A 21,601-nucleotide genomic window follows, 5' to 3' on the forward strand; every position below is an offset into this window, starting at 1 on the left:
CCGTAAACGGGAGAGGGACAAAAGAGAGTAATAATGAGAAATGTATCTGATAAATTGAACTATGACGAAGCGGACAACTGGTATGTTTGTAGTCTTGTAGTTCAAGTGAAACCTGAAAAGTTGGACTTGGTGAAGCAAGCCTTAACTGAGTTACCGAATACGGAAATCCACGGGGTGAAACTTGAAGAAAGTAAGCTCGTGGTTGTTTTGGAGTCCAGTTATCAACCTGATTTGGTTGATCGTATGGAAATGATTAAAGATATTGAAGGGGTTATCGTGGTGTCGCTGATTTATAGCCACCAAGATGAAGCTCTTTAATTTGGTATTACCTATTATTTTGTGGGGAATTTATGGAACTCAATCGTCGCGATTTTATGAAAGCGAATGCAGCGGCAGCAGCAGCTCTCGCCGCAGGTATTACGTTACCTGTGAAAAATGTGTACGCTAACGACAATAGCATTAAATGGGATAAAGCACCTTGCCGTTTCTGCGGTACAGGTTGTAGCGTGCTTGTGGGTACGCAAAATGGACGTGTGGTTGCTTCTCAAGGTGACCCTGATGCCGAAGTAAACCGTGGTTTGAACTGTATTAAAGGTTACTTCCTGCCGAAAATTATGTACGGAAAAGACCGCTTAACATCGCCAATGTTGCGTATGAAAGATGGTAAGTACGACAAAAATGGTGAATTTACCCCTGTTTCTTGGGATCAAGCATTCACCATTATGGCGGAAAAATTCAAGAAAGCGATTAAAGAGCAAGGTCCAAATGGCGTGGGTATGTTCACTTCGGGTCAATCAACGATCTTTGAAGGAGTAGCAAAATCTAAACTATTTAAAGCAGGCTTGCGTTCAAATAACATCGATCCAAATGCACGTCACTGTATGGCTTCAGCAGCGGTTGCGTTTATGCGTACCTTTGGTATGGACGAGCCGATGGGTTGCTATGACGATATTGAGAAAGCCGATGCATTTGTGCTTTGGGGATCAAATATGGCGGAAATGCACCCGATCTTATGGTCGCGTATTTCTGATCGCCGTTTATCCAAACAAGATGCAAAAGTTGCAGTTCTTTCTACCTTTGAACACCGTTCTTTTGAACTTGCAGATTTACCTATTATTTTCAAACCGCAAGGTGATTTAGCGATCCTAAACTATGTCGCAAATTACTTAATTCAAAACAATGCGATTGACCAAGACTTTATCCAAAAACACACCAAATTCAAACGTGGTGAAACAGACATCGGTTACGGTCTGCGTGACAACCACCCATTAGAACAAGCGGCTAAAAATGCAAAAACTGCAGGCAAAATGCACGACAGTAGCTTTGAAGAGTTTAAACAGCTTGTTTCTGAATATACCTTAGATAAAGCACACGAATTATCAGGCGTGCCAAAAGATCAGTTGGAAAGCCTTGCGAAAATGTATGCGGATCCAAACTTGAACATCGTTTCATTCTGGACAATGGGCTTTAACCAACACGTTCGTGGTGTGTGGGCAAACCATCTCATCTACAACATTCACTTGCTGACAGGCAAAATTTCTAAACCAGGTTGCGGACCTTTCTCATTAACAGGTCAGCCGTCAGCCTGTGGTACAGCGCGTGAAGTAGGAACCTTTATTCACCGCTTACCAGCAGATTTAGTGGTGACTAACCCTGAACACGTGAAAACGGCAGAAAAATTATGGAAGTTACCAAACGGCGTTATTCAAACTCAAGTAGGCTTACACGCAGTAGCACAGGATCGTGCATTAAAAGACGGTAAACTCAATGCATACTGGATTATGTGTAATAACAATATGCAAGCTGGTCCAAACATTAACCAAGAGCGTATGCCAGGCTGGCGTGATGAACGCAACTTTATTGTTGTGTCAGATCCATACCCAACAGTTTCTGCACTTTCTGCGGACTTAATTCTTCCAACAGCAATGTGGGTAGAAAAAGAAGGGGCTTATGGTAACGCAGAGCGTCGTACTCAGTTCTGGTTCCAACAAGTGAAAGCACCAGGTGAAGCGAAATCTGACTTATGGCAATTAGTGGAGTTCTCTAAATACTTCACCACAGATGAAATGTGGCCAGCAGAAGTATTAGCGGCAAACCCTGAATATAAAGGTAAAACACTATACGACGTGTTATATCGCAATGGTCAAGTGGATAAATTCCAAGTACCAACGGATAAAGCTGATTATATCAATGATGAGTCAACCCATTTTGGCTTCTATTTACAAAAAGGTTTATTTGAAGAGTATGCGGCATTCGGTCGTGGTCACGGTCACGATTTAGCAGACTTTGAAACTTATCATAAAGCACGTGGTTTACGTTGGCCGGTCGTGGATGGCAAAGAAACCTTATGGCGTTACCGTGAAGGCTATGACCCATATGTCAAAGCAGGCGAAGGCGTTGCTTTCTACGGTTATCCAGATAAAAAAGCGATTATTCTTGCTGTACCTTATGAACCACCTGCAGAAGCACCAGATGCGGAATATGATTTATGGTTATCAACAGGGCGTGTACTTGAACACTGGCACTCAGGCTCAATGACCCGTCGTGTACCTGAATTACACCGTTCATTCCCGAATAACTTAGTGTGGATGCACCCAACGGACGCTCAAAAACGTGGTTTACGTCACGGCGACAAAGTGAAAGTAATTTCACGCCGTGGTGAAATGATCTCGCATTTAGATACTCGTGGTCGTAACAAAGTGCCTGAAGGCTTAATTTACACCACCTTCTTCGATGCAGGTCAGTTAGCCAATAAATTAACCTTAGATGCAACCGACCCAATCTCAAAAGAAACCGACTTCAAAAAATGTGCGGTTAAGGTTGAGAAAGCGTAGTTGCCTAATTCGAAACTCTCTCTCGCTAGCGGGAGAGAGGAGGCAAACAAGCGGTCAGATTTAATCCAAAATTTGCAAATAAGGAACAGGCATTGAAACTCGATCCAAATCGTCGCCAATTTTTAAAAAATGCGACACGCACGGCAGGCGGTGTTTGTGGTGTGGGGATCATCTTAGCCTTACAACAAAACCAAAGCCTTGCTCGACAAGGCGTGGCATTGCGTCCACCAGGTGCATTAGCCGATGATAAAGATTTCACAGCCGCTTGTGTTCGCTGTGGACAATGTGTACAGGCTTGCCCTTACGATATGTTGCATTTGGCTTCATTGCTATCGCCAATGGAAGCAGGAACACCTTACTTTATCGCCCGTGATAAACCGTGCGAAATGTGTCCTGATATTCCTTGCGTTAAGGCTTGCCCAAGCGGTGCGTTAGATCCAAATTTAACGAATATTGATGATGCTCGAATGGGCTTATCAGTTCTGCTTGATCACGAAACCTGTTTGAACTGGCAAGGCTTACGTTGTGATGTGTGTTATCGGGTTTGCCCGTTAATTGACAAGGCAATCACCCTTGAGATGCAACGCAATGATCGTACAGGTAAGCACGCAATGTTTATCCCAACTGTACATTCTGATGCGTGTACAGGGTGTGGTAAGTGTGAAGAAGCCTGTGTGTTGGAAGAAGCTGCAATCAAGGTATTACCAATGTCATTGGCAAAAGGAATGTTAGGTAAACATTACCGACTTGGTTGGGAAGAAAAACAGAAAGTAGGACATTCTCTGCTTGATGAAACCAACCCTGAAGGCATTATTTCCTTACCAACACGCATGCCAGAGGGGGTGAAGTAATGGCAAATTCCCCGAAAGATGCAGGGCTTGAAGCCCGACAAAAGCTCGGTTGGTGGCGAGCCTATCGCTTTTTAATTTTACGCCGACTAAGCCAGCTTAGTGTGGTATTAATGTTCTTAAGCGGTCCGATGTGGAATGTGTGGATCTTAAAAGGGAACTACAGCTCAAGTATGCTGTTTGATCTTATCCCTTTAACCGATCCACTGATTACCGCAGAAAGCCTTGCCACAGGCTATTTGCCTGAATGGAAGACTTTACTGGGCGCAGCGATTATCGTGGCACTATATGCCTTACTCGCCAGCAAGGTATTCTGTGGCTGGATTTGCCCTGTCAATGTTGTTACGGACTGTGCAGCTTGGCTACGGCGAAAACTGGGGATCCGCCAATCCGCTAAATTACCCCGTTCATTACGTTACGGTATTTTAGCGATGATCTTAGTCGGGTCAGCCATTTCAGGCACATTATTATGGGAATGGATCAACCCTGTTGCCGCACTTGGACGAGTGTTCGTCTTCGGTCTTGGTGCAACGCTTTGGTTGGTGTTAGCGGTTTTCTTATTTGATTTATTGATTGTGGAACACGGTTGGTGCGGGCATCTCTGTCCAATCGGAGCGACCTACGGCTTAATCGGTGCCAAAAGCATTGTACGAGTAGGGGTTGTTGATCGTGCGAAGTGTGATCGCTGTATGGATTGCTTCCACGTTTGCCCTGAACCACAGGTACTACGCTTACCCTTAAACGGTAAACCCGAAGATAGCCAAATAGTGTTATCTAAAGATTGTATTAGTTGCGGACGTTGCGTTGATGTCTGTGCAGAAAATGTATTTAGTTTTACAACACGTTTTGAACGTGAACGGAGTGAAAAATGAAAAAATATCTCGCCCTATTATTAATCGCAGTAACAGGTGTGGCCTTTGCGAATGTGGAAAAAGTCCCGTCAAGTCCAGATAAAGGTGTTGAAGCGATTGAGCCAGCTTTCCACAATATGCCAAAAGACGAAGGAAAGTTACCGCTTAGCTATGTGAACCAACCCCCAATGATCCCACATAGCATTAAAGGCTATCAAGTGACCAAAAACACCAACCAATGTTTAAACTGCCACGGCGTAGAGAACTATCGCACCACAGGTGCGCCACGTATTAGCCCAACACACTTTATGGATCGTGATGGCAAAGTGACTGGTGACACATCACCACGTCGTTATTTCTGCTTACAATGCCACGTTCCACAGGCAGATGTTGATCCAATTATCGAAAACAAATTTGAACCGACCAAAGCATTTGGGGGTAAATAATGTTTAAGCTCATCAAGAAATTTTGGACGTGGTTTAAAACTCCAAGCAAAATCGGTGTCGGTTTCCTCATTGTTGTCTCTGCTATCGGTGGTATTTTATTTTGGGGTGGTTTTAATGTTGGCTTAGAGCATACTAATACGGAAGAATTCTGCTCAAGTTGCCATATGAACGACGTTGTACCTGAGTACCGAGCTTCTGCTCACTACTCAAACCGTAGTGGTGTCAAAGCAGACTGTGCGGATTGCCACTTACCACACGAATTTATTCCAAAATGGACACGCAAAATTGTTGCTTCCCGTGAAGTATTTGCTCATCTGACGGGCAAAGTGGACACTAAAGAGAAATTCGAAGCTCATCGCTTAGAAATGGCTCAACGTGAATGGGCGAGAATGAAAGCTAACAATTCACAAGAGTGCCGTAACTGCCATAACTTCAGCGATATGGACTTCACCCAACAAAAAGGCGTTGCGGCAAAAATGCACGCAATGGCTGAACAAGAAGGTAAAACCTGTATCGACTGCCATAAAGGAATTGCTCACCAGTTGCCAAATATGCACGGGGTGAAATCCGGTTTCTCTTCAGAGAAATAAGAGATACAAGCGGTTAGATTTGTAAAAAAATTTGCAAATCTGACCGCTTGATTATTGGTATTATTTATTCCTTCCATTGGAACATCCCTCAAATTTCAGTAGAATAAGCCATCTATTCTTTATCTATTCTATCCATGACACCAAAACGCAAACGCCCAACGCTTCAACATATTGCCGATCATTTGGGGATCACAAAAATGACGATTAGCCGTTATTTGCGTAATCCAGAATCTGTGGCTTATGAAACAGGGTTGCGTATTGCGGAGGCGATTACGGAATTTGGCTATATTCCCAATCGAGCACCTGATATTTTATCGAATGCTAAAAGTCGAGCCATTGGGGTGTTGGTGCCCTCTTTAACTAACCAAGTGTTTGCCGATGTGATCAAGGGCATTGAATTAGTTACCGATAAGGCGGGTTATCAAACAATGCTAGCTCACTATGGGTATAGCCAAGAGAAAGAAGAGCAGCGCATTGAGTCGTTACTCTCTTATAATGTTGATGGCATTATTCTGTCGGAAAATCACCACTCTAAGCGTACCTTGAAGATGTTGGAAGTTGCCAATATCCCCGTGATTGAGATCATGGATAGCAGTGAAATCGGTATTCAACAAGCGGTCGGATTTGACAATATTTCTGCAGCACAATCTATGGTTGAAACCATGATTAGTCGTGGGCATAAAAATATTGTTTATTTTACTGCGCGTATGGATAAACGAACAAAATTGAAAATGCAAGGCTATGAACAAGCCATGCGAAAATATCAGCTAGAGCCACATAGTTTGATTACAGATGAACCATCTTCTTTTACGCTTGGTGCCAAACAACTTCAACAGGCATTGGCACAATATCCTGATATTGATGGCATTTTTTGTACCAATGATGATTTAGCGATTGGGGCATTGTTTGAATGTCAACGTCTAGGCATTAAGGTGCCAAAAGAGATGGCGATTGCTGGCTTTCATGGACATGATGTGGGGCAATCACTCACCCCACAATTAGCGACAGTTATTACCCCTCGTTTAGAGATCGGCAAAGTTGCAGCTCAAGAACTATTGAATCGCCTAAAGGGCGAACCACAGCAGAGTAGTATCATTAATTTAGGCTATCAGATTCATTTGGGCGAAAGTATTTAAAGCAACGGTTTGATGGCTTCAATACAACGTTCTACCACAGTTTCAAAAGGCGCATCAATATCAATAAAAATCACATCCTTTTCATCTGCCTGTGGTTCTTCTAAAGTCGCAAATTGGCTTTTCAGCATATCTGTTTTCATATAATGCCCTTTTCGTTGCTTCATGCGTTCTAGCACTAATTCAAAAGAGCCTTTGAGGAAGATAAATTTAACATCATTATTACCTTGTCGGATGCGATCTCGATAGATTTTTTTCAACGCTGAGCAGACAATAATACCTTTTTCACTTTTTTGTTCTAGACTAAATGCTGCATCATTAATCCGTTCTAACCAAGGTTCTCTGTCTTGATCATTGAGCGGAATGCCACTCCCCATTTTAATAATATTTGCTCTTGGATGAAGATCATCACCATCAATCAATTTCATCCCTAAACGGCGTGTAACCTCTGTACCAATAGATGTTTTCCCTGTGCTTGATACGCCCATTAAAATAAATGCTTTCCCTTCTGACATAACCATTCTCCTACAACAAAATGTTACCGATAACTGATATTTTTCTATAATGTATCATGCTGATAGATTAAATCATGAAGTTTTTATTTAAAATTTGAACAAGATCACAGATTTAAAATAAATTTAAGAATGATATTTACATTTTAGATACAAAATAATATGTTACCAGTAACACTTCATACCTTAGGGGGTTATATGTTAATTTTTACGATGATTGTAGCGATTATTTTGCTACTTGTGATGATTATGAAATTTAAAGTACACGCATTTGTGGCTTTAATTATTGTGAGTTTACTAACTGCATTAGCGACAGGGATTTCAGTCGATAAAATTTTACCTACCTTGTTAGGAGGCTTTGGAAGTACATTAGCATCTGTCGCCTTATTGGTCGGTTTAGGCGCGATGATCGGTCGCTTACTTGAAATTACGGGCGGTGCAAAAGTCCTTGCCGATACCCTAATCAATAAATTTGGGGAAAAACGAGCTCCATTCGCTCTTGGTGTAGCCTCTTTACTTTTTGGTTTCCCGATCTTTTTTGATGCTGGACTTGTGGTGATGCTACCGATTATTTTTAGCGTAGCAAAACAGTTTGGTGGATCTGTATTACGTTATGCATTACCGTCAGCGGGTGCTTTTGCCGTGATGCACGCTTTCCTACCTCCACATCCAGGCCCTGTAGCTTCTGGCGATTTACTGGGTGCGAATATGGGATTGTTGGTGATTGTTGGATTAATCTGTGCGATTCCAACTTGGTATATTGGTACTTACTTATTCAGTATGTTTGTGAGTAAACGTATCCATGTGGATTTACCAAAAGCATTTTTAAATTCATTAGCTGTAAATGAGACTGCAGTACAAAATCCTCCAAGTTTCAAACGTGTTTTGATTATTCTGTTATTACCGATCTTCTTGATTTTATTTGATACAGGGTTGAATACATTAACCGTTGCTAAAGTGGTTGATGGTTCAGACCTTTGGGTCCAAAGTTTACGTTTGATTGGTAAAACGCCCGTTGCTTTATTGATTACCTTAGTGGTAGCGATTCTGCTGTTAAAAGGCAATCGTAGCTATGAACAAATTGAAAAAATCTGTAACAACGCTTTAGGACCAATCTGTTCTATTATTTTAGTGACAGGGGCTGGTGGTATGTTTGGTGGTGTATTGCGTGCAAGTGGTATTGGTGATGAACTTTCTGCCTTAATGTCAGATACAGGTATGCCAATTATCGTAGCGGCATTTATTATCGCAACAACTTTCCGTGTCGCACAAGGTTCTGCAACAGTCGCATTAACCACAACGGCAGCATTAATTGCACCAATGGTTGCGGCAGATACAAGTCTAAGCCAATTTGATCTCTGCTTTATTGTGATTTCGATTGCCTCTGGCGCAACAGTGCTTTCTCACGTAAACGATTCAGGCTTCTGGCTCGTAAGCCGCTTCTTAGAAATGGATGAAAAAACAACCTTAAAAACATGGACTGCTCTTGAAACCTCTATCGGTGTTGTAGGCTTTATCATTGCTTATATTGGTAGTATTTTACTTTAGTGATTGATATGACAAGCGGTGAGATCTGCAACATTTTTTGCAAATCTCACCGCTTACTTATTCCCCTCGATAACGTTTGATAAACTTCCGTTGATGTTTAGCCATCACATCTTCAATCGCAATACCGTATTTATCCGCTAAGATAAATAAGTTATCAAACACATCACCCAATTCTTCAATTAAATTTTCTTTTTTCTGTAAGACATTTTGCTCAATTTCATCAGGACGTTCTCGACCAATCTCAATAGCACGCACAGCACAGGCGACTTCGCCAATTTCTTCTGTAAGATAAGCTAGGCGACGAAAGACATCTCGTTCGTACCAATTCTGCTGTTGATAAAATTCCCTGACCCATTGTTGATATTCTTGAAAGTGCATTTTGTTCTCTCTGATTATTTGTTACCATCTGCCACTACTTTAGCAAAACAGGAAGAAAAAGAAATGAAAATAACCGTCTATTGCGGAGCAAGTGTCGGGAATAATTTGGCTCACCAACAAGCGACGATTGAATTGGGTAAATGGATTGCAGAACATCAACATACGTTAGTCTATGGTGGCGGTAATGCGGGGTTGATGAGCTTATTGGCAAATATTGTGTTGGAAAATGGTGGTGAAGTGATTGGTATTATGCCAACCTTTTTACAGGAAAGAGAGTTGGCACATAAAGGCTTGACGCAGATGATAACCGTCAATTCTATGCCTGAACGTAAGAGTAAAATGATAGAGTTGGGTGACGCTTATATTGCGTTAGCAGGCGGACCGGGTACTTTAGAAGAAATCGTTGAAGTGATCTCGTGGGCGAGAATTGGTCAAAACCCCAATCCGTGTATTTTGTTTAATAGTGATGGCTATTATGATGATTTAAAAGCCTTTTTTGACAATATGGTAAAACAAGGTTTTCTCACTCAAGCTGATAGAGAAAAAACGCTGTTTTCAGATAATTTGGTGGAAATTGAACGTTTTATTCAAAGTTATACACCACCCGAAGTGAGAAAGTATTAATTTTGGATTTGCAAAATTTTGTCTCAATCTTACCGCTTTTATGGGGTACAATAGCTCCATTCTTATTAGACTTACATATTTAGCATGAAAGAAACCATTGTTGCACAAGCTACACCTATCGGGCGTGGCGGTATCGGGATTTTGCGGGTGTCTGGACCATTAGCGACGGATGTCGCCCAAGCCGTATTAGGCAAATGCCCAAAACCACGCATGGCGGACTATTTGCCGTTCAAAGATGAAGATGGAACGGTATTAGATCAGGGGATCGCTCTGTTTTTTAAAGCCCCGAATTCGTTTACGGGGGAAGATGTTCTTGAATTGCAAGGACATGGCGGACAGGTGATTTTAGATCTGTTGCTCAACCGTATTTTAAAGGTCAAGGGCGTGCGTATCGCTCGGGCAGGTGAATTCTCCGAGCAAGCCTTTTTAAATGATAAGCTCGATCTTGCTCAAGCCGAAGCGATTGCCGATTTAATTGACGCAACATCCGAGCAGGCAGCACGTTCTGCATTGAAATCTTTGCAAGGTGAGTTTTCCAATAAAATCCATGCGTTAGTCGATTCGGTCATTTATTTACGTACTTATGTAGAAGCAGCGATTGATTTCCCTGATGAAGAGATTGATTTCCTTGCTGATGGCAAAATTGAAGCCAAATTGAATGAGATCATTGCGCAACTTGCCCATGTTCGCCAAGAAGCAAAACAGGGTTCGATTTTACGTGAAGGGATGAAAGTCGTGATTGCCGGTAAACCTAATGCCGGTAAATCCAGTTTGTTAAATGCTTTAGCAGGACGTGAAGCAGCGATTGTCACCGATATTGCGGGTACAACACGGGATGTATTGCGTGAGCATATCCATATAGACGGTATGCCGTTGCATATTATTGACACAGCAGGCTTACGTGAAGCGAGTGATGAAGTCGAAAAAATCGGGATCAAACGAGCGTGGGATGAAATCGAACAAGCGGATCACGTATTGTTGATGATCGACAGTAGCCAATCGCAAGCCGATGATTTCCAACAAGAATGGTCGGAGTTTTTAGCCAAGTTGCCGAAAAATATTCCAGTGACGGTGATTCGTAATAAAGTCGATTTAACCGGCGAAACGGAAAGCTTGGTGCAAACGGATAATTTTACCGTGATTCGCCTTTCTGCACAGACTAAAGTCGGCGTGGACTTATTGCGTGAACACCTTAAAAAATCAATGGGTTATCAAAGCTCAACGGAAGGCGGTTTTATTGCTCGTCGTCGTCACTTGGTTGCACTTGAAACCGCAGCGGATCATCTGCAACGTGGACATATTCAATTAACGCAATTCTATGCCGGAGAATTGCTCGCTGAAGAGCTACGGATGGTACAAAATGCCTTGAGTGAAATTACGGGGCAATTTACTTCCGATGACTTGCTCGGCAATATTTTTAGTTCATTCTGTATCGGTAAATAAGACAAGCGGTCTGTTCGTTGCAAAAATTTGCAAATAACAGACCGCTTGCATTTTAGGCTTTGGAGAGAACCATGACACATTTGATTATTTATGCTCACCCGAATCCAACCAGTTTTAACCATGCGATTTTAGACAAAGTGATTCAAGCAAGTGCGAACCATAATGTCATTGTGCGGGATTTGTATCAGCTTGATTTTAATCCGACTCTGACTTGGCAAGAGTTTCGATCAACTATCGAGCATCAATATACTGCGGATGTAGCTGAAGAACATCGCTATTTCCAACAGGCAGATCTTATTACCTTGATTTATCCGCTATGGTGGATGGGCTTTCCTGCTATTCTGAAAGGTTATCTTGATCGTGTGATTGCCTATGGCTTCGCCTATAAAGATGGCAAAGAAAAAAGTATCGGCTTATTGGGCGATAAACGAATTCAGCAGTTTGTCACCCTTGGCAATCCGGTGGAAGAATATCGCCGGCAAGGCTATCTGCAAGCCTTTGAGCATACCTTAGGCTATGGCTTGTTTAGCTTTTGCGGCATTGAAAAGGTCGATATGCATTACTTTGGTGAGATTGGCTTACCAAGTACCGATTATCAGGGGATTTTGCAAGAAGTAGAAAATATAACAAAAACGGCACTCACCATCTGATGAGTACCGTTGGAAAAGGCGATTACTTCGCTAACAGATAGGTTCTTAATTGTGCAAAATCTGCCGCCATTGTGTCCGACAACAGTTCCATTTTGTTATGTTTGTCTAACGCTTCAGGTAACGGTAGTTCAATGCCTAAAATACGCTCTACGCTCTCTTTGAATTTTGCAGGGTGTGCGGTGCAAAGGAAAATACCTGTTTCGCCTGCTTGTAGCTGATCTTTCAACACTTGGTAAGCAATCGCTCCGTGTGGCTCACATAGGTAACCTTCCGCATATTGTGCTTTTAATGCTTCTTCGGTTTCTGCATCATTTAAGGCATCTGAACCTAACTCGCTCAAGTTCCAACCGTTACGTTTAAACAGCTCTTCAACACGTGGCCAGTTGTTCGGGCGGCTTACGTCCATTGCATTTGATAATGTCGCAACCGTTGCATTCGGTTCCCATTTGCCCGATTTGAGATAACGTGGCACAGTGTCGTTCGCATTCGTTGAGGCGATAAAACGCTTAATCGGTAAGCCTAAGGTTTTGGCAATTAAGCCTGCGGTTAAGTTACCGAAGTTACCGCTTGGCACAGAAACTACCACATCGCTACGTTTCTCTTTTGGCAACTGAGCTACCGCTTCAAAGTAGTAGCACACTTGAGCAAGCAAACGGCTGATATTGATAGAGTTCGCTGAGTTTAAGCCGATAGCTTGACGAAGTTCCGCATCATCAAAGGCTTGTTTAACTAACGCTTGGCAAGCGTCAAAGTCTGACTCAATCGCCACGGTACGAATGTTGCCGCCTAAGGTGCAGAACAATTTTTCTTGTAACGGACTGATTTTACCTTTCGGATAAAGAATAACCACATTGATATTTTCCAAACCGTAGAAAGCGTGAGCTACTGCCGCACCGGTATCGCCTGATGTCGCCGTTAAAATGGTAATTTTGCCATCGCCACGCACCGCACTTAATGCCTGAGGCATAAAGCGACCGCCAAAGTCTTTAAACGCAAGGGTCGGGCCGTGGAATAACTCTAACGCATAAATATCCTCATTTACTTTCGCCAATGGAGCAGGGAAAGTAAACGCATTTTTTACCATCGCATTTAAGGTTTCTTGCGGCAGTTCATCGCCAATCAGTGCCGATAAAATCTTTTGGCTACGTTCAACCAGCGGTAATGCTAATAAAGCGTCAATATCGTCAAATTGCGGTAACACTTCAGGGAAAAATAAGCCCTGATCTTTGCCTAACCCTTGGCGAACGCCTTGAGCAAAATTCACTTGTTCTTCGGGATGTTTGATGTTGTATAGGTTCATTAATGTTGTCCTTTATTATGAATAATCGGAAATGGAACGATTGTATCTGTTCACCTTAGTTAGTCAATCACAAGCGGTGAGATTTGTAAGATTTTTTGCAAATGCATCGTTTATAATAAGTAAAGTTAAAGGGCGTTTTTAATTGGTGGAATAATGTCGATAAAGTATAAAATGGTTTTCAGTGATATTGATGGTACGTTGCTTAATTCACAACACCAGATTTCAGCAAAGACAATGCAGGCAATTCACCATATTTCCGAGCTGGGAATCCCTTTTATTTTAGTGTCTGCTAGAGCACCGTCTGCAATGACGAGTTATATGAAACAGCTTAGTTCTGAATTGATGGTTTGCTATGGCGGTTCGCTGATTGTCGATGATAAGCTGAACGCGATTTATAGTATCACTTTATCAGAGAAAGATTTGAGTGACCTTGCTCATACGCTAAAAGATTATGACCATCTTTCGATTAACCATTACAGCTATGAACAGTGGTTTTCGAATAACATTGAAAATAGTTGGACAAGGCAAGAAAGTGAAATTACTCAGTTACAGCCACGTCCTACACCAACCGTGTTACCTGTGACACATAAAATGTTGTTAATCGGCGAAGCTGAAGAGATTGCATCTTTAGAAAGCAACTTACGAGTACAGTTTCCTCATTTATATATCCACCGCTCAAAAGCAACTTATTTAGAAATTATGAATAAGCAGGCGAGTAAAGCCAATGCCATTCGGATTATCCAAGAGTTGCACCAGATTAAAACGGAAGAAATTATTGCATTTGGCGATAATTTCAACGATTTAGATATGATCGAATATGCAGGGCTTGGGGTGGCAATGGCGAATGCCCCAGTAGAAATTCAAGAAAAGGCAAATTATGTTACCCTTTCTAACGATGAAGATGGGGTCGCAGTGGTATTAAATCGGCTATTTTCTTGATTTGTAAAGGTTTAAAGTAAACGTTTGCGTGATTAAGTCGTTGTTTTTATAAGCAAATGCGCTTAAAAAATTAGATCTATATCATAAAATTTACAAAACTCATTTGTAGTGTAAAGTAGTTTTGGTTAATAATCGTATTCGAACATAAAATGTTTGAAATCGAATTTTTCAAAATCACAAAAGTTACAAAGGAGCTTGTATGTTTTCTTTTCTAAAGGCATCTGCACCTGCACCGAGAATTGAAAGTTCTCGTACAGACGCAGAATATCGCAAATTACGTTGGCAAGTATTTGCTGGCGTGTTTATTGGCTATGCGGCTTACTATTTGATTCGTAAGAACTTTTCTTTAGCCATTCCTTATTTAATCGACGAATATGGATTTAGCAAAGCAGATCTTGGTACGGTAGCAGTGGCATTATCTCTCGCTTATGGATTTAGTAAATTCATTATGGGAAATGTTTCAGATCGCTCAAACCCAAAATATTTCATCACTATTGGTTTATTAGGTTCTGCCATCATCAGCTTGATTTTTGGTTTGGTACCGGGTGTACTTTCTTCAATTCCATTAATGATCTTACTTGCCGCCTTAAATGGTTGGTTCCAAGGTATGGGGTATCCACCTGGTGCAAAAACGATGACTAACTGGTTCTCTCGTTCTGAACGTGGAGCTTGGTGGAGTTGGTGGAACGTGTCACACAACTTAGGTGGTGGTTTGATTGGTCCATTGGCGATTTTAGGTTTATCTATCTTCGGCGTATGGCAATCCTTGTTCTACCTGCCAGCATTGATTGCGATTGTACTTGCCTTTGTGGTGCTTTACTTAATGCGTGATACGCCAGAATCACAAGGTTTACCGCCTGTTGATGAATGGAAAGGCGAGAAAGTATTAGAAAAAGTGGAATCAGCGCATACCCTTTCTTCTAAAGATATTTTCTACAAATATATCATCAACAATAAATTCCTATGGGCGATTGCGATTGCGAACGTGTTTGTTTACTTCATTCGCTATGGGATTATTGACTGGGCACCAACCTACTTAAAAGAAGTGAAACACTTTACCGTAGACAAACAAAGTTGGGCATACTTCCTTTATGAATACGCAGGTATCTTTGGTATGCTCGCAAGCGGTTACTTAAGTGATAAAGTATTCAAAGGTCACCGTGCACCGCCAATGTTACTATTCCTAGTGGGTGTATTAATTGCGATCATTGTTTATTGGAAAAACCCAGCAGGCAACCCATTAGTTGATAACATCTGCTTAGTGGCGATTGGTTTCTTAATCTACGGCCCAGTAATGATGATCGGTTTACAAGCGGCAGATTTAGTTCCACGTGTTGCAACAGGTACAGCAACAGGTTTAACTGGTTTATTCGGTTACTTACTTGGTTCTGCAAGTGCAGGTTGGGTAATGGGTAAATTAGTGGACGTTTACGGTTGGGATGGTGGTTTCTATGCCTTAATCGCATCTTGTTTCTTAGGATTCGGTTTTATCGCATTCACCTTATTCCATAGACCTGAAAAACAATAATTTCTCTTAAATATAAAGATAAGGCGACTTAGAGCAAATATGTTCTCTAAGTCGCTTTTTTCATTCCCAATAAAACCAATTTATTCTAAACTTGAGCTTATTTTTAGCATAAAAGGAGTTTCTATGTATCGCACCAATCGAACTATCCCTTTACACAAACATATCGCCCTTGTCGCTCACGATAGCTGTAAACAGAGCTTAGTGGAATGGACAAAGAAACATTGCACTGCGTTAAAATCCCACCAGCTTTATGCGACAGGCACAACAGGTAACCTACTAGCCAAAGAAACAGGCTTAGAAATTACTGCATTATTAAGCGGTCCAATGGGAGGGGATCAGCAACTGGGCGGACTGATTGCGGAAAAGAAAATTGATATGCTGATTTTCTTCTGGGATCCGATGAATGCCGCACCGCACGACCCTGATGTTAAAGCCTTAATGCGTATTGCGACCGTCTGGAATATCCCTGTGGCAATCAACCAAGCATCTGCCGATTTCTTATTACAATCTAGCTTGTTTGAACAAGATGTTGAGATCGAAATTCCTGATTACGACCGTTATTTGAAAGAGCGTTTGAAATAATTGTTTAATCTTTACAAGTGATGGGATATTTTTATCCAAGCTTAAAGCAAGCAGGGACGCCACGCTTGGCGTCCATTGAATATCGCTTTTCACAAATTTAGGAAACGGATGCCAAGTGATCCGCTTCATTTATTTAGAGCATTTTGGGGCAAATGTAGTTTGCCCCTACATTTAATCTATGCTTTTCCTCAATAAGTTACTGTTATTGCCCAAACATCTTCCAAAACGGTACAAATTGTTTAATGCTAGTGAATAAAACTATTCAATAGTAATGAACAAAACCGTTCAACACTAATGAACAAAATTCCATACCTAAAAATCAGTTGGTTCAAATGGGAAATGTTTGTTGATAAGAGTGGTTAATCAATTTGTGTCATATTATCCACAATACCAGTACTTTTCCTTTTTGAAACCTTACTTTTACACCTTATCTAGCATAGCTTGTTGTGCAAAAAAAAACAATATATAATCACAAAATACTCGATTCTAGAGGGGGGGAAATTTTCATCAGCTATTCAAATTTCTTCAAACTATTTATTCATTAACCCAATTTACTTTAACCGAAGGTCCTAGTTTATGTTTTTATCAATCCGAAAATTATTACTTATCGCTATAAGTTTAGGTTTATCAGCCTGTTCATCTGGCTTACACGTTTGGTATAACTCAGCCCCACAGTCTGCAAAATTGATTTGTGGTGGTCAATTTGTAGGTTACACACCATACAATGCTTATTACAATATTTCTGAAGGTGATATTCAGCGTGGTTATGTTCAAGTACAGCCTTGTAAAGCAGTCTGGATGGGAGGTGCTACAGATACTTATCGCAACCGATTCCCTGTTAATTCCAGTAGTCATTCTTACAGTCTAACTGCTGTAAGTAATAATGTTCAGTCTGTAGATGTTCAATTTGCTGGACAGAGAGATGCGGCTTATCAAGCACAGCAACAACAAAATAACCAAGTGATTCAACAAATCTATCAAAATCGCCCTGTGAATACTTTCTGTAATAAGATCGGTGGGCAGGTAATGTGTAATACCTACTAAGGAGTATTAAAATGAAAAAATTATTATCAGCTATTACGATATCTTTTGTGTTATCGGGGTGTATGAATAATATTAGTTTACCGAATACAAATATACAAGAGGTGGTATCTAATTCTGATGAATTAAATTATTTAGGTTTTGTTCTGGGTACAGCTGATGTTTGCAAACATGTTAATCCTAAAATGGAAAAGAAATGGGATAGATATATAGAAAAAGCTTTAAAAATTGCCAATTCGTATAATAAAAATGATAAAGAATATATATTGGCATCATCTGTCAGTAGAGTAGCATCTCCATATATGAGAAAAAATAATATACCGCTGACACTAGAAAACTTTGAAAATATTTATAAACAACAGTTTCAAGACAAATATCTTGAAAAGGCTATTTATAAAGCAGCTGTTGCAGATCTGAAAGGAACAGATCTTTGTTTTACTCCAAATATTGCAGAAAAGTCATTGAAAGAATTTGCTAATAAATTTGGTAAAGGACATTTATTATAAACTTTGTCATAGGCTAATATCATTCTGCGTTATAGAGGATTTAATATAAACCACCTTTAGTAATTTATGCGTAAAGGTGGCTTTTTTTATCATCAAAAAATAAGTTATTTTGCTATGTGTAAAAAATTCTTTTATTGTTTAACTATTATTGTTTTTTCTATTGCATTATTTGTTTTCTCAAGTTTATCAATTTATCAAAAATTTAATACGGAAGGAGCTTGGGAAGCAGCAGTAAATGTATTTACTTTATTAGGTGGAATTTTAGCTATAGGAACAGTTTATACTTATTTTAATATAGAGCAGAAAACTAAAGAGTTTAAGGAGAAACACCAAGATGCGACTGAAGAAATCGATAATGCTAAAAAACTAATAATATTAGAACTTGAAAAACTAAAAAAGAATAATCATACTTTAGATAAACTAATTCAGGAATATGAGATAAAACAAAAATTTATAGATTACATAAAATACCAACAAGGACAAGAACTAGAACTGAAGAAATATGTTAATAAAGAATACTGATCTGTAGAAAACTATTTGTTAGCTAATATAGTTAAAACTAAATGGTTTTTAGATACAGCTATTGATTCAAACGAAATACATTCTATTTTATTTGCAGAAAAAGAACTTATTTGGGGTTATCGTCAATTAGTTGATTTTGATGCAGACTTTTACCGTTTATATATCAATCAAATTTTTAATACGCTACAATTATTAAATGAATACTGTCATCGAGAAAATGAGGAGTGGAAAGATTATTTTCAGTCTGAACTCATTGATTTAATGGTAGATTTTGTCAAGGAAGATGAACGTGATAAAGCAAATATGTTATCACAAGAGCATCTAAAACAATTTAAACAACTCTATGAAGAATATGTAACTACAGATGTAGAAAGAAGTCGCTTCATAAAAGTGATTAATACAGAGAATAAGAAAATAATTAAAATTACTAAAGTATTAGGGTTAAAACCGAATAATATTTTTTGTTTGTGAATTTGGTTATAACATATCCTTCCCCATAAATTCCCCCTGTAAATCAATTTATCCCATCGGGCAAATCGTGTATGATCTGCCTGTTTTTAACCCTATTTTGAGATAATAAGATGAAATGTGAATGTCAAAAAGTGACACATCAACAGCCTGAGTTGTGTGTGGCTTTAACCCAATATCGCTTGATTGAAGTAGCTGGGATTGATGCGGAAAAATATCTGCAAGGACAGCTTACTTGTGATGTGGCGAAACTGGCGGTCGGTGAACAGACCTTAACTTGCCATTGCGATCCGAAAGGAAAAATGAGTGCGTTGTTCCGTTTATATCGTGCAACGGCGGAGCAGTTTTTCCTGATTATTCAACAAGATCTGTTGCCTGAAGCGCTAGTGCAGTTGAAGAAATATGCGGTGTTTTCCAAAGTGACCTTTACTGAATTAGATCAGGCTCTGTTTGGAACGACAAGCGGTGAGATCATTGCAAAATTTAACGAGAATGTGACCGCTTGTTACCTTGACGAAGAGCCTAAACGGGCGATCTTTTGGGGCGATATTGCGGTAGAAACCAATGGCGATGGCAGTTTGTGGGATCTGATTGATATTCAACAGGGCGTGCCGTTACTCTACAAGGTTAATCAGTTTGAGCTAATTCCACAGGCAACCAATCTGCAACTGCTTGATAAAGCAATTTCCTTTACTAAGGGGTGTTATATCGGTCAGGAAACAGTGGCTCGTGCGAAATATCGTGGTGCAAATAAACGGGCGATGTTTACCTTTGTGGGTAATGTGGAAGGAGAAATCGAATTGCCAGCCGTTGTATCTAGCATTGAAATGCAGTTGGGCGAAAACTGGAAAAACACTGGGACAATTTTAGCGGTCCAGCGTTATCAACAACAGCTTTGGTTACAAGTGGTGCTGAATAAAGAACTTGAGCCAGAAGCCAATTTCCGTGTCAGCAATGTCAGCTTGGCATTATTTGAACTGCCTTATAGCTTGGAAGAAAATTGATGTTTGAATATCCAAAAGCAAAGCTCATTGCAGGGGTGGACGAAGTTGGGCGTGGGCCTTTGGTTGGAGCGGTTGTGACGGCTGCCGTTATCCTTGATCCTAATCAGCCGATTGAAGGGCTTGCCGACTCGAAGAAACTCTCAGAGAAACGTCGTCTGGCGTTGGCAGAAGAAATTAAGGCGAAGGCATTATGCTGGTCTTTAGGGCGAGCAGAGCCAGATGAAATCGATCAGCTAAATATTTTGCACGCCACAATGTTGGCAATGCAACGAGCGGTTGCAGGGCTTCGTATTCAACCTGATTTTGTACTGGTGGACGGCAATCGTATTCCAACCTTGCCTATGCCTGCACAAGCGGTCGTGAAAGGCGATAGTCTTGTTGCTGAAATCAGTGCTGCATCTATTTTAGCCAAAGTGGCACGGGATCAGGAAATGGACGAACTGGATAAACAGTTTCCTGAGTACGGCTTTGCACAGCATAAAGGCTATCCAACCAAGCTACATTTTGAAAAATTAGAAAGTCTGGGCGTAACTCCTTATCACCGTAAAAGTTTTGCCCCTGTTGCACAACGATTAACCAAAGAATGAAAAAAGACGAGATTTACTTACAGCGATGCCTTGAATGTGACAGCGTTGTCAGCATAGCAAAAGATCTACCCAATCAGACCGCTTGTTGCCCGAATTGCAATGAAGTGTTGCAATCAGGCAACCGTTGGAGCTTGCGACGTTGTGCCATTATCGCCTTGTCTATTCTTATTTTATTGCCTTTTGGCTTATGGCTGCCGTTGATGAATATCGACCTACTAGGCGTGCCGATTTATGCGTCCGTCTGGGGGGGGTATGGAAAATGGCGACGGAAGGCTTTCCCTACACGGCATTTATGATTTTGCTCTGTTCGGTGATTATGCCTTTTGCCTTTGCAGGCTTGGTGTTGTTGATCTTCATTCAACGGCTAATCCACCATAGACCACGCTACACCTTGATTTTACTCAGCAAAGCGAAACAGTGGGTGATGTTAGATGTTTATCTCGTGGCGATTGCTGTGGCGGCATTTAAAGTGCGTGAATATGCCAAGTTGGAGTTTGACTACTACATTATCGCATTCATAATGACAGCGATTTTAACCACGTTACTGTTTATCAAAATCGATCCGAAACGTTGGTGGGAGCGGTTTTATCCTGAATATCATACACTGCCTGCCGATCACCCTTGCCAGCCAAGTATTTGCTCGGCTTGCGAATATACCTTTGATGAAAATATTGTGGATAAAAAAGGGCGACATCGTTGCCCACGTTGTGAAAGCAATTTAGATGTATCCGACAGCATTAAACTACAACGGGTATGGGCGACTTTGATTGCTGGGGCAGTGATGATGATCCCTGCCAACCTTTTGCCGATTTCATCGACTGAATTTGCTGGGACAACTTCCGCAGATACATTGATGGGCGGGGTGATTTTATTTATGGAAATGGGCAGTTACTTAATTGCAGCCATTATCTTTATTGCCAGTATTGCCGTACCGTTTAGTAAAGTTGCCGTGATTTTCTACTTGTTGCTTGCGATCCATTACCGCTGGAAACACCCAATTCACTGGCAAATGAAACTACTACACTATGTTCACTTTGTTGGACGCTGGTCAATGTTAGACTTGTTTGTTCTCGCACTGATGATGTCTTTGGTTGAACGTGGGCAAATTATCAGCTTCTCGGTGGGTGAAGCAGCCTTTTATTTTGGAGCAGCCGTTTTTCTAACAATGATTTCATCATCAAACATTGATGCCAGAATGTTATGGCGGATACATCGAGAACATAATACAACTCAGCAAAGCGGTTAGATTTGAACAAAATTTTGCAAA

23 protein-coding genes and 1 pseudogene are annotated in these 21,601 nt (G+C 40.7%); 21 read left to right on the forward strand and 3 right to left on the reverse strand.

Annotated features, from left to right (window positions below; genetic code table 11):
• The first annotated feature begins 33 nt into the window (after positions 1-33).
• The 7 genes from EXH44_RS06100 to gntR all read left to right on the forward strand — a co-directional run bounded on the left by EXH44_RS06100 (position 34) and on the right by gntR (position 6,705).
• Positions 34-318, forward strand: coding sequence for a chaperone NapD (locus tag EXH44_RS06100; protein ID WP_021110111.1), 285 nt, complete (start codon positions 34-36; stop codon positions 316-318).
• 32 nt (positions 319-350) lie between these two features.
• Positions 351-2,834 carry a nitrate reductase catalytic subunit NapA gene (gene napA, locus EXH44_RS06105; RefSeq protein ID WP_162856686.1) on the forward strand — a complete coding sequence of 828 codons (2,484 nt, stop codon included), beginning with the start codon at positions 351-353 and terminating at the stop codon, positions 2,832-2,834.
• 92 nt (positions 2,835-2,926) lie between these two features.
• Positions 2,927-3,685, forward strand: a complete 759-nt coding sequence (napG, locus tag EXH44_RS06110) for a ferredoxin-type protein NapG (protein ID WP_162856687.1) — start codon at positions 2,927-2,929, stop codon at positions 3,683-3,685.
• Positions 3,685-4,554 (forward strand): quinol dehydrogenase ferredoxin subunit NapH, encoded by an 870-nt coding sequence (napH, locus tag EXH44_RS06115; protein ID WP_160403434.1) that lies wholly within the window; start codon positions 3,685-3,687, stop codon positions 4,552-4,554. Before napG ends, napH begins: the two co-directional genes overlap by 1 nt.
• Complete coding sequence (locus EXH44_RS06120) at positions 4,551-4,979, forward strand: nitrate reductase cytochrome c-type subunit (RefSeq protein WP_135676244.1); 429 nt, start codon at positions 4,551-4,553, stop codon at positions 4,977-4,979. The genes napH and EXH44_RS06120 overlap by 4 nt, the downstream gene beginning before the upstream one ends.
• Positions 4,979-5,569, forward strand: coding sequence for a cytochrome c3 family protein (locus EXH44_RS06125; RefSeq protein ID WP_162856688.1), 591 nt, complete (start codon positions 4,979-4,981; stop codon positions 5,567-5,569). Before EXH44_RS06120 ends, EXH44_RS06125 begins: the two co-directional genes overlap by 1 nt.
• Positions 5,570-5,703: 134 nt before the next feature.
• Complete coding sequence (gntR, locus tag EXH44_RS06130) at positions 5,704-6,705, forward strand: gluconate operon transcriptional repressor GntR (RefSeq protein ID WP_162856689.1); 1,002 nt, start codon at positions 5,704-5,706, stop codon at positions 6,703-6,705.
• On the opposite strand, the gene EXH44_RS06135 is transcribed toward gntR, so the two are convergent.
• Positions 6,702-7,217, reverse strand: a complete 516-nt coding sequence (locus EXH44_RS06135) for a gluconokinase (protein ID WP_162856690.1) — start codon at positions 7,215-7,217, stop codon at positions 6,702-6,704. The two genes, gntR and EXH44_RS06135, sit on opposite strands and share 4 nt — an antisense overlap.
• 195 nt (positions 7,218-7,412) lie before the next feature.
• Here EXH44_RS06135 and EXH44_RS06140 point away from each other — a divergent pair, with 195 nt between their 5' ends.
• Entirely contained in the window at positions 7,413-8,762 is a 1,350-nt protein-coding gene (locus EXH44_RS06140) for a GntP family permease (RefSeq protein WP_075592251.1), read from the forward strand.
• Positions 8,763-8,819: 57 nt separating this feature from the next.
• Here the strand turns inward: EXH44_RS06140 and EXH44_RS06145 are convergent, their stop codons facing one another.
• Positions 8,820-9,140: a MazG nucleotide pyrophosphohydrolase domain-containing protein gene (locus EXH44_RS06145; protein ID WP_162856691.1), complete on the reverse strand. Its 321-nt coding sequence runs from the start codon at positions 9,138-9,140 to the stop codon at positions 8,820-8,822.
• Between the two features lie 63 nt (positions 9,141-9,203).
• Here EXH44_RS06145 and EXH44_RS06150 point away from each other — a divergent pair, with 63 nt between their 5' ends.
• The 3 genes from EXH44_RS06150 (at position 9,204) to EXH44_RS06160 (ending at position 11,857) form a co-directional block, all read left to right on the forward strand.
• Positions 9,204-9,764, forward strand: coding sequence for an LOG family protein (locus EXH44_RS06150; protein ID WP_162856692.1), 561 nt, complete (start codon positions 9,204-9,206; stop codon positions 9,762-9,764).
• An 84-nt stretch (positions 9,765-9,848) separates the two neighbouring features.
• Positions 9,849-11,207, forward strand: coding sequence for a tRNA uridine-5-carboxymethylaminomethyl(34) synthesis GTPase MnmE (gene mnmE, locus EXH44_RS06155; protein ID WP_162856693.1), 1,359 nt, complete (start codon positions 9,849-9,851; stop codon positions 11,205-11,207).
• Between the two features lie 71 nt (positions 11,208-11,278).
• Positions 11,279-11,857: an NAD(P)H-dependent oxidoreductase gene (locus tag EXH44_RS06160; RefSeq protein ID WP_162856694.1), complete on the forward strand. Its 579-nt coding sequence runs from the start codon at positions 11,279-11,281 to the stop codon at positions 11,855-11,857.
• A gap of 22 nt (positions 11,858-11,879) precedes the next feature.
• On the opposite strand, the gene thrC is transcribed toward EXH44_RS06160, so the two are convergent.
• Complete coding sequence (thrC, locus tag EXH44_RS06165) at positions 11,880-13,157, reverse strand: threonine synthase (protein ID WP_162856695.1); 1,278 nt, start codon at positions 13,155-13,157, stop codon at positions 11,880-11,882.
• Positions 13,158-13,310: 153 nt separating this feature from the next.
• Between thrC and EXH44_RS06170 the strand changes: the two genes are divergently transcribed.
• From EXH44_RS06170 to EXH44_RS06215, 10 genes and pseudogenes are all read left to right on the forward strand, one after another.
• Positions 13,311-14,096, forward strand: coding sequence for a Cof-type HAD-IIB family hydrolase (locus tag EXH44_RS06170; RefSeq protein WP_162856696.1), 786 nt, complete (start codon positions 13,311-13,313; stop codon positions 14,094-14,096).
• A 199-nt stretch (positions 14,097-14,295) separates the two neighbouring features.
• Positions 14,296-15,624 carry a phosphoglycerate transporter protein PgtP gene (pgtP, locus tag EXH44_RS06175; RefSeq protein WP_162856697.1) on the forward strand — a complete coding sequence of 443 codons (1,329 nt, stop codon included), beginning with the start codon at positions 14,296-14,298 and terminating at the stop codon, positions 15,622-15,624.
• 123 nt (positions 15,625-15,747) lie between these two features.
• Positions 15,748-16,206: a methylglyoxal synthase gene (gene mgsA, locus EXH44_RS06180; protein WP_042905927.1), complete on the forward strand. Its 459-nt coding sequence runs from the start codon at positions 15,748-15,750 to the stop codon at positions 16,204-16,206.
• 576 nt (positions 16,207-16,782) lie between these two features.
• Complete coding sequence (locus tag EXH44_RS06185; RefSeq protein ID WP_162856698.1) at positions 16,783-17,250, forward strand: hypothetical protein; 468 nt, start codon at positions 16,783-16,785, stop codon at positions 17,248-17,250.
• 11 nt (positions 17,251-17,261) lie between these two features.
• Positions 17,262-17,753 (forward strand): hypothetical protein, encoded by a 492-nt coding sequence (locus EXH44_RS06190; protein ID WP_162856699.1) that lies wholly within the window; start codon positions 17,262-17,264, stop codon positions 17,751-17,753.
• 66 nt (positions 17,754-17,819) lie between these two features.
• Complete coding sequence (locus EXH44_RS06195; RefSeq protein ID WP_162856700.1) at positions 17,820-18,275, forward strand: hypothetical protein; 456 nt, start codon at positions 17,820-17,822, stop codon at positions 18,273-18,275.
• 15 nt (positions 18,276-18,290) lie between these two features.
• A complete protein-coding gene (locus EXH44_RS06200) occupies positions 18,291-18,746 on the forward strand; it encodes a hypothetical protein (RefSeq protein WP_162856701.1) in 456 nt (151 codons plus the stop codon).
• Positions 18,747-18,856: 110 nt separating this feature from the next.
• Positions 18,857-19,747, forward strand: a complete 891-nt coding sequence (gene ygfZ / locus EXH44_RS06205) for a CAF17-like 4Fe-4S cluster assembly/insertion protein YgfZ (RefSeq protein WP_162856702.1) — start codon at positions 18,857-18,859, stop codon at positions 19,745-19,747.
• Entirely contained in the window at positions 19,747-20,334 is a 588-nt protein-coding gene (gene rnhB, locus EXH44_RS06210; RefSeq protein WP_162856703.1) for a ribonuclease HII, read from the forward strand. The genes ygfZ and rnhB overlap by 1 nt, the downstream gene beginning before the upstream one ends.
• A pseudogene (locus EXH44_RS06215) lies at positions 20,331-21,580 on the forward strand (PqiA/YebS family transporter subunit). Before rnhB ends, EXH44_RS06215 begins: the two are co-directional and overlap by 4 nt.
• Positions 21,581-21,601 lie beyond the last annotated feature (21 nt).

Source organism: Actinobacillus indolicus (assembly GCF_004519515.1).
Lineage (GTDB): Bacteria > Pseudomonadota > Gammaproteobacteria > Enterobacterales > Pasteurellaceae > Glaesserella > Glaesserella indolica_A.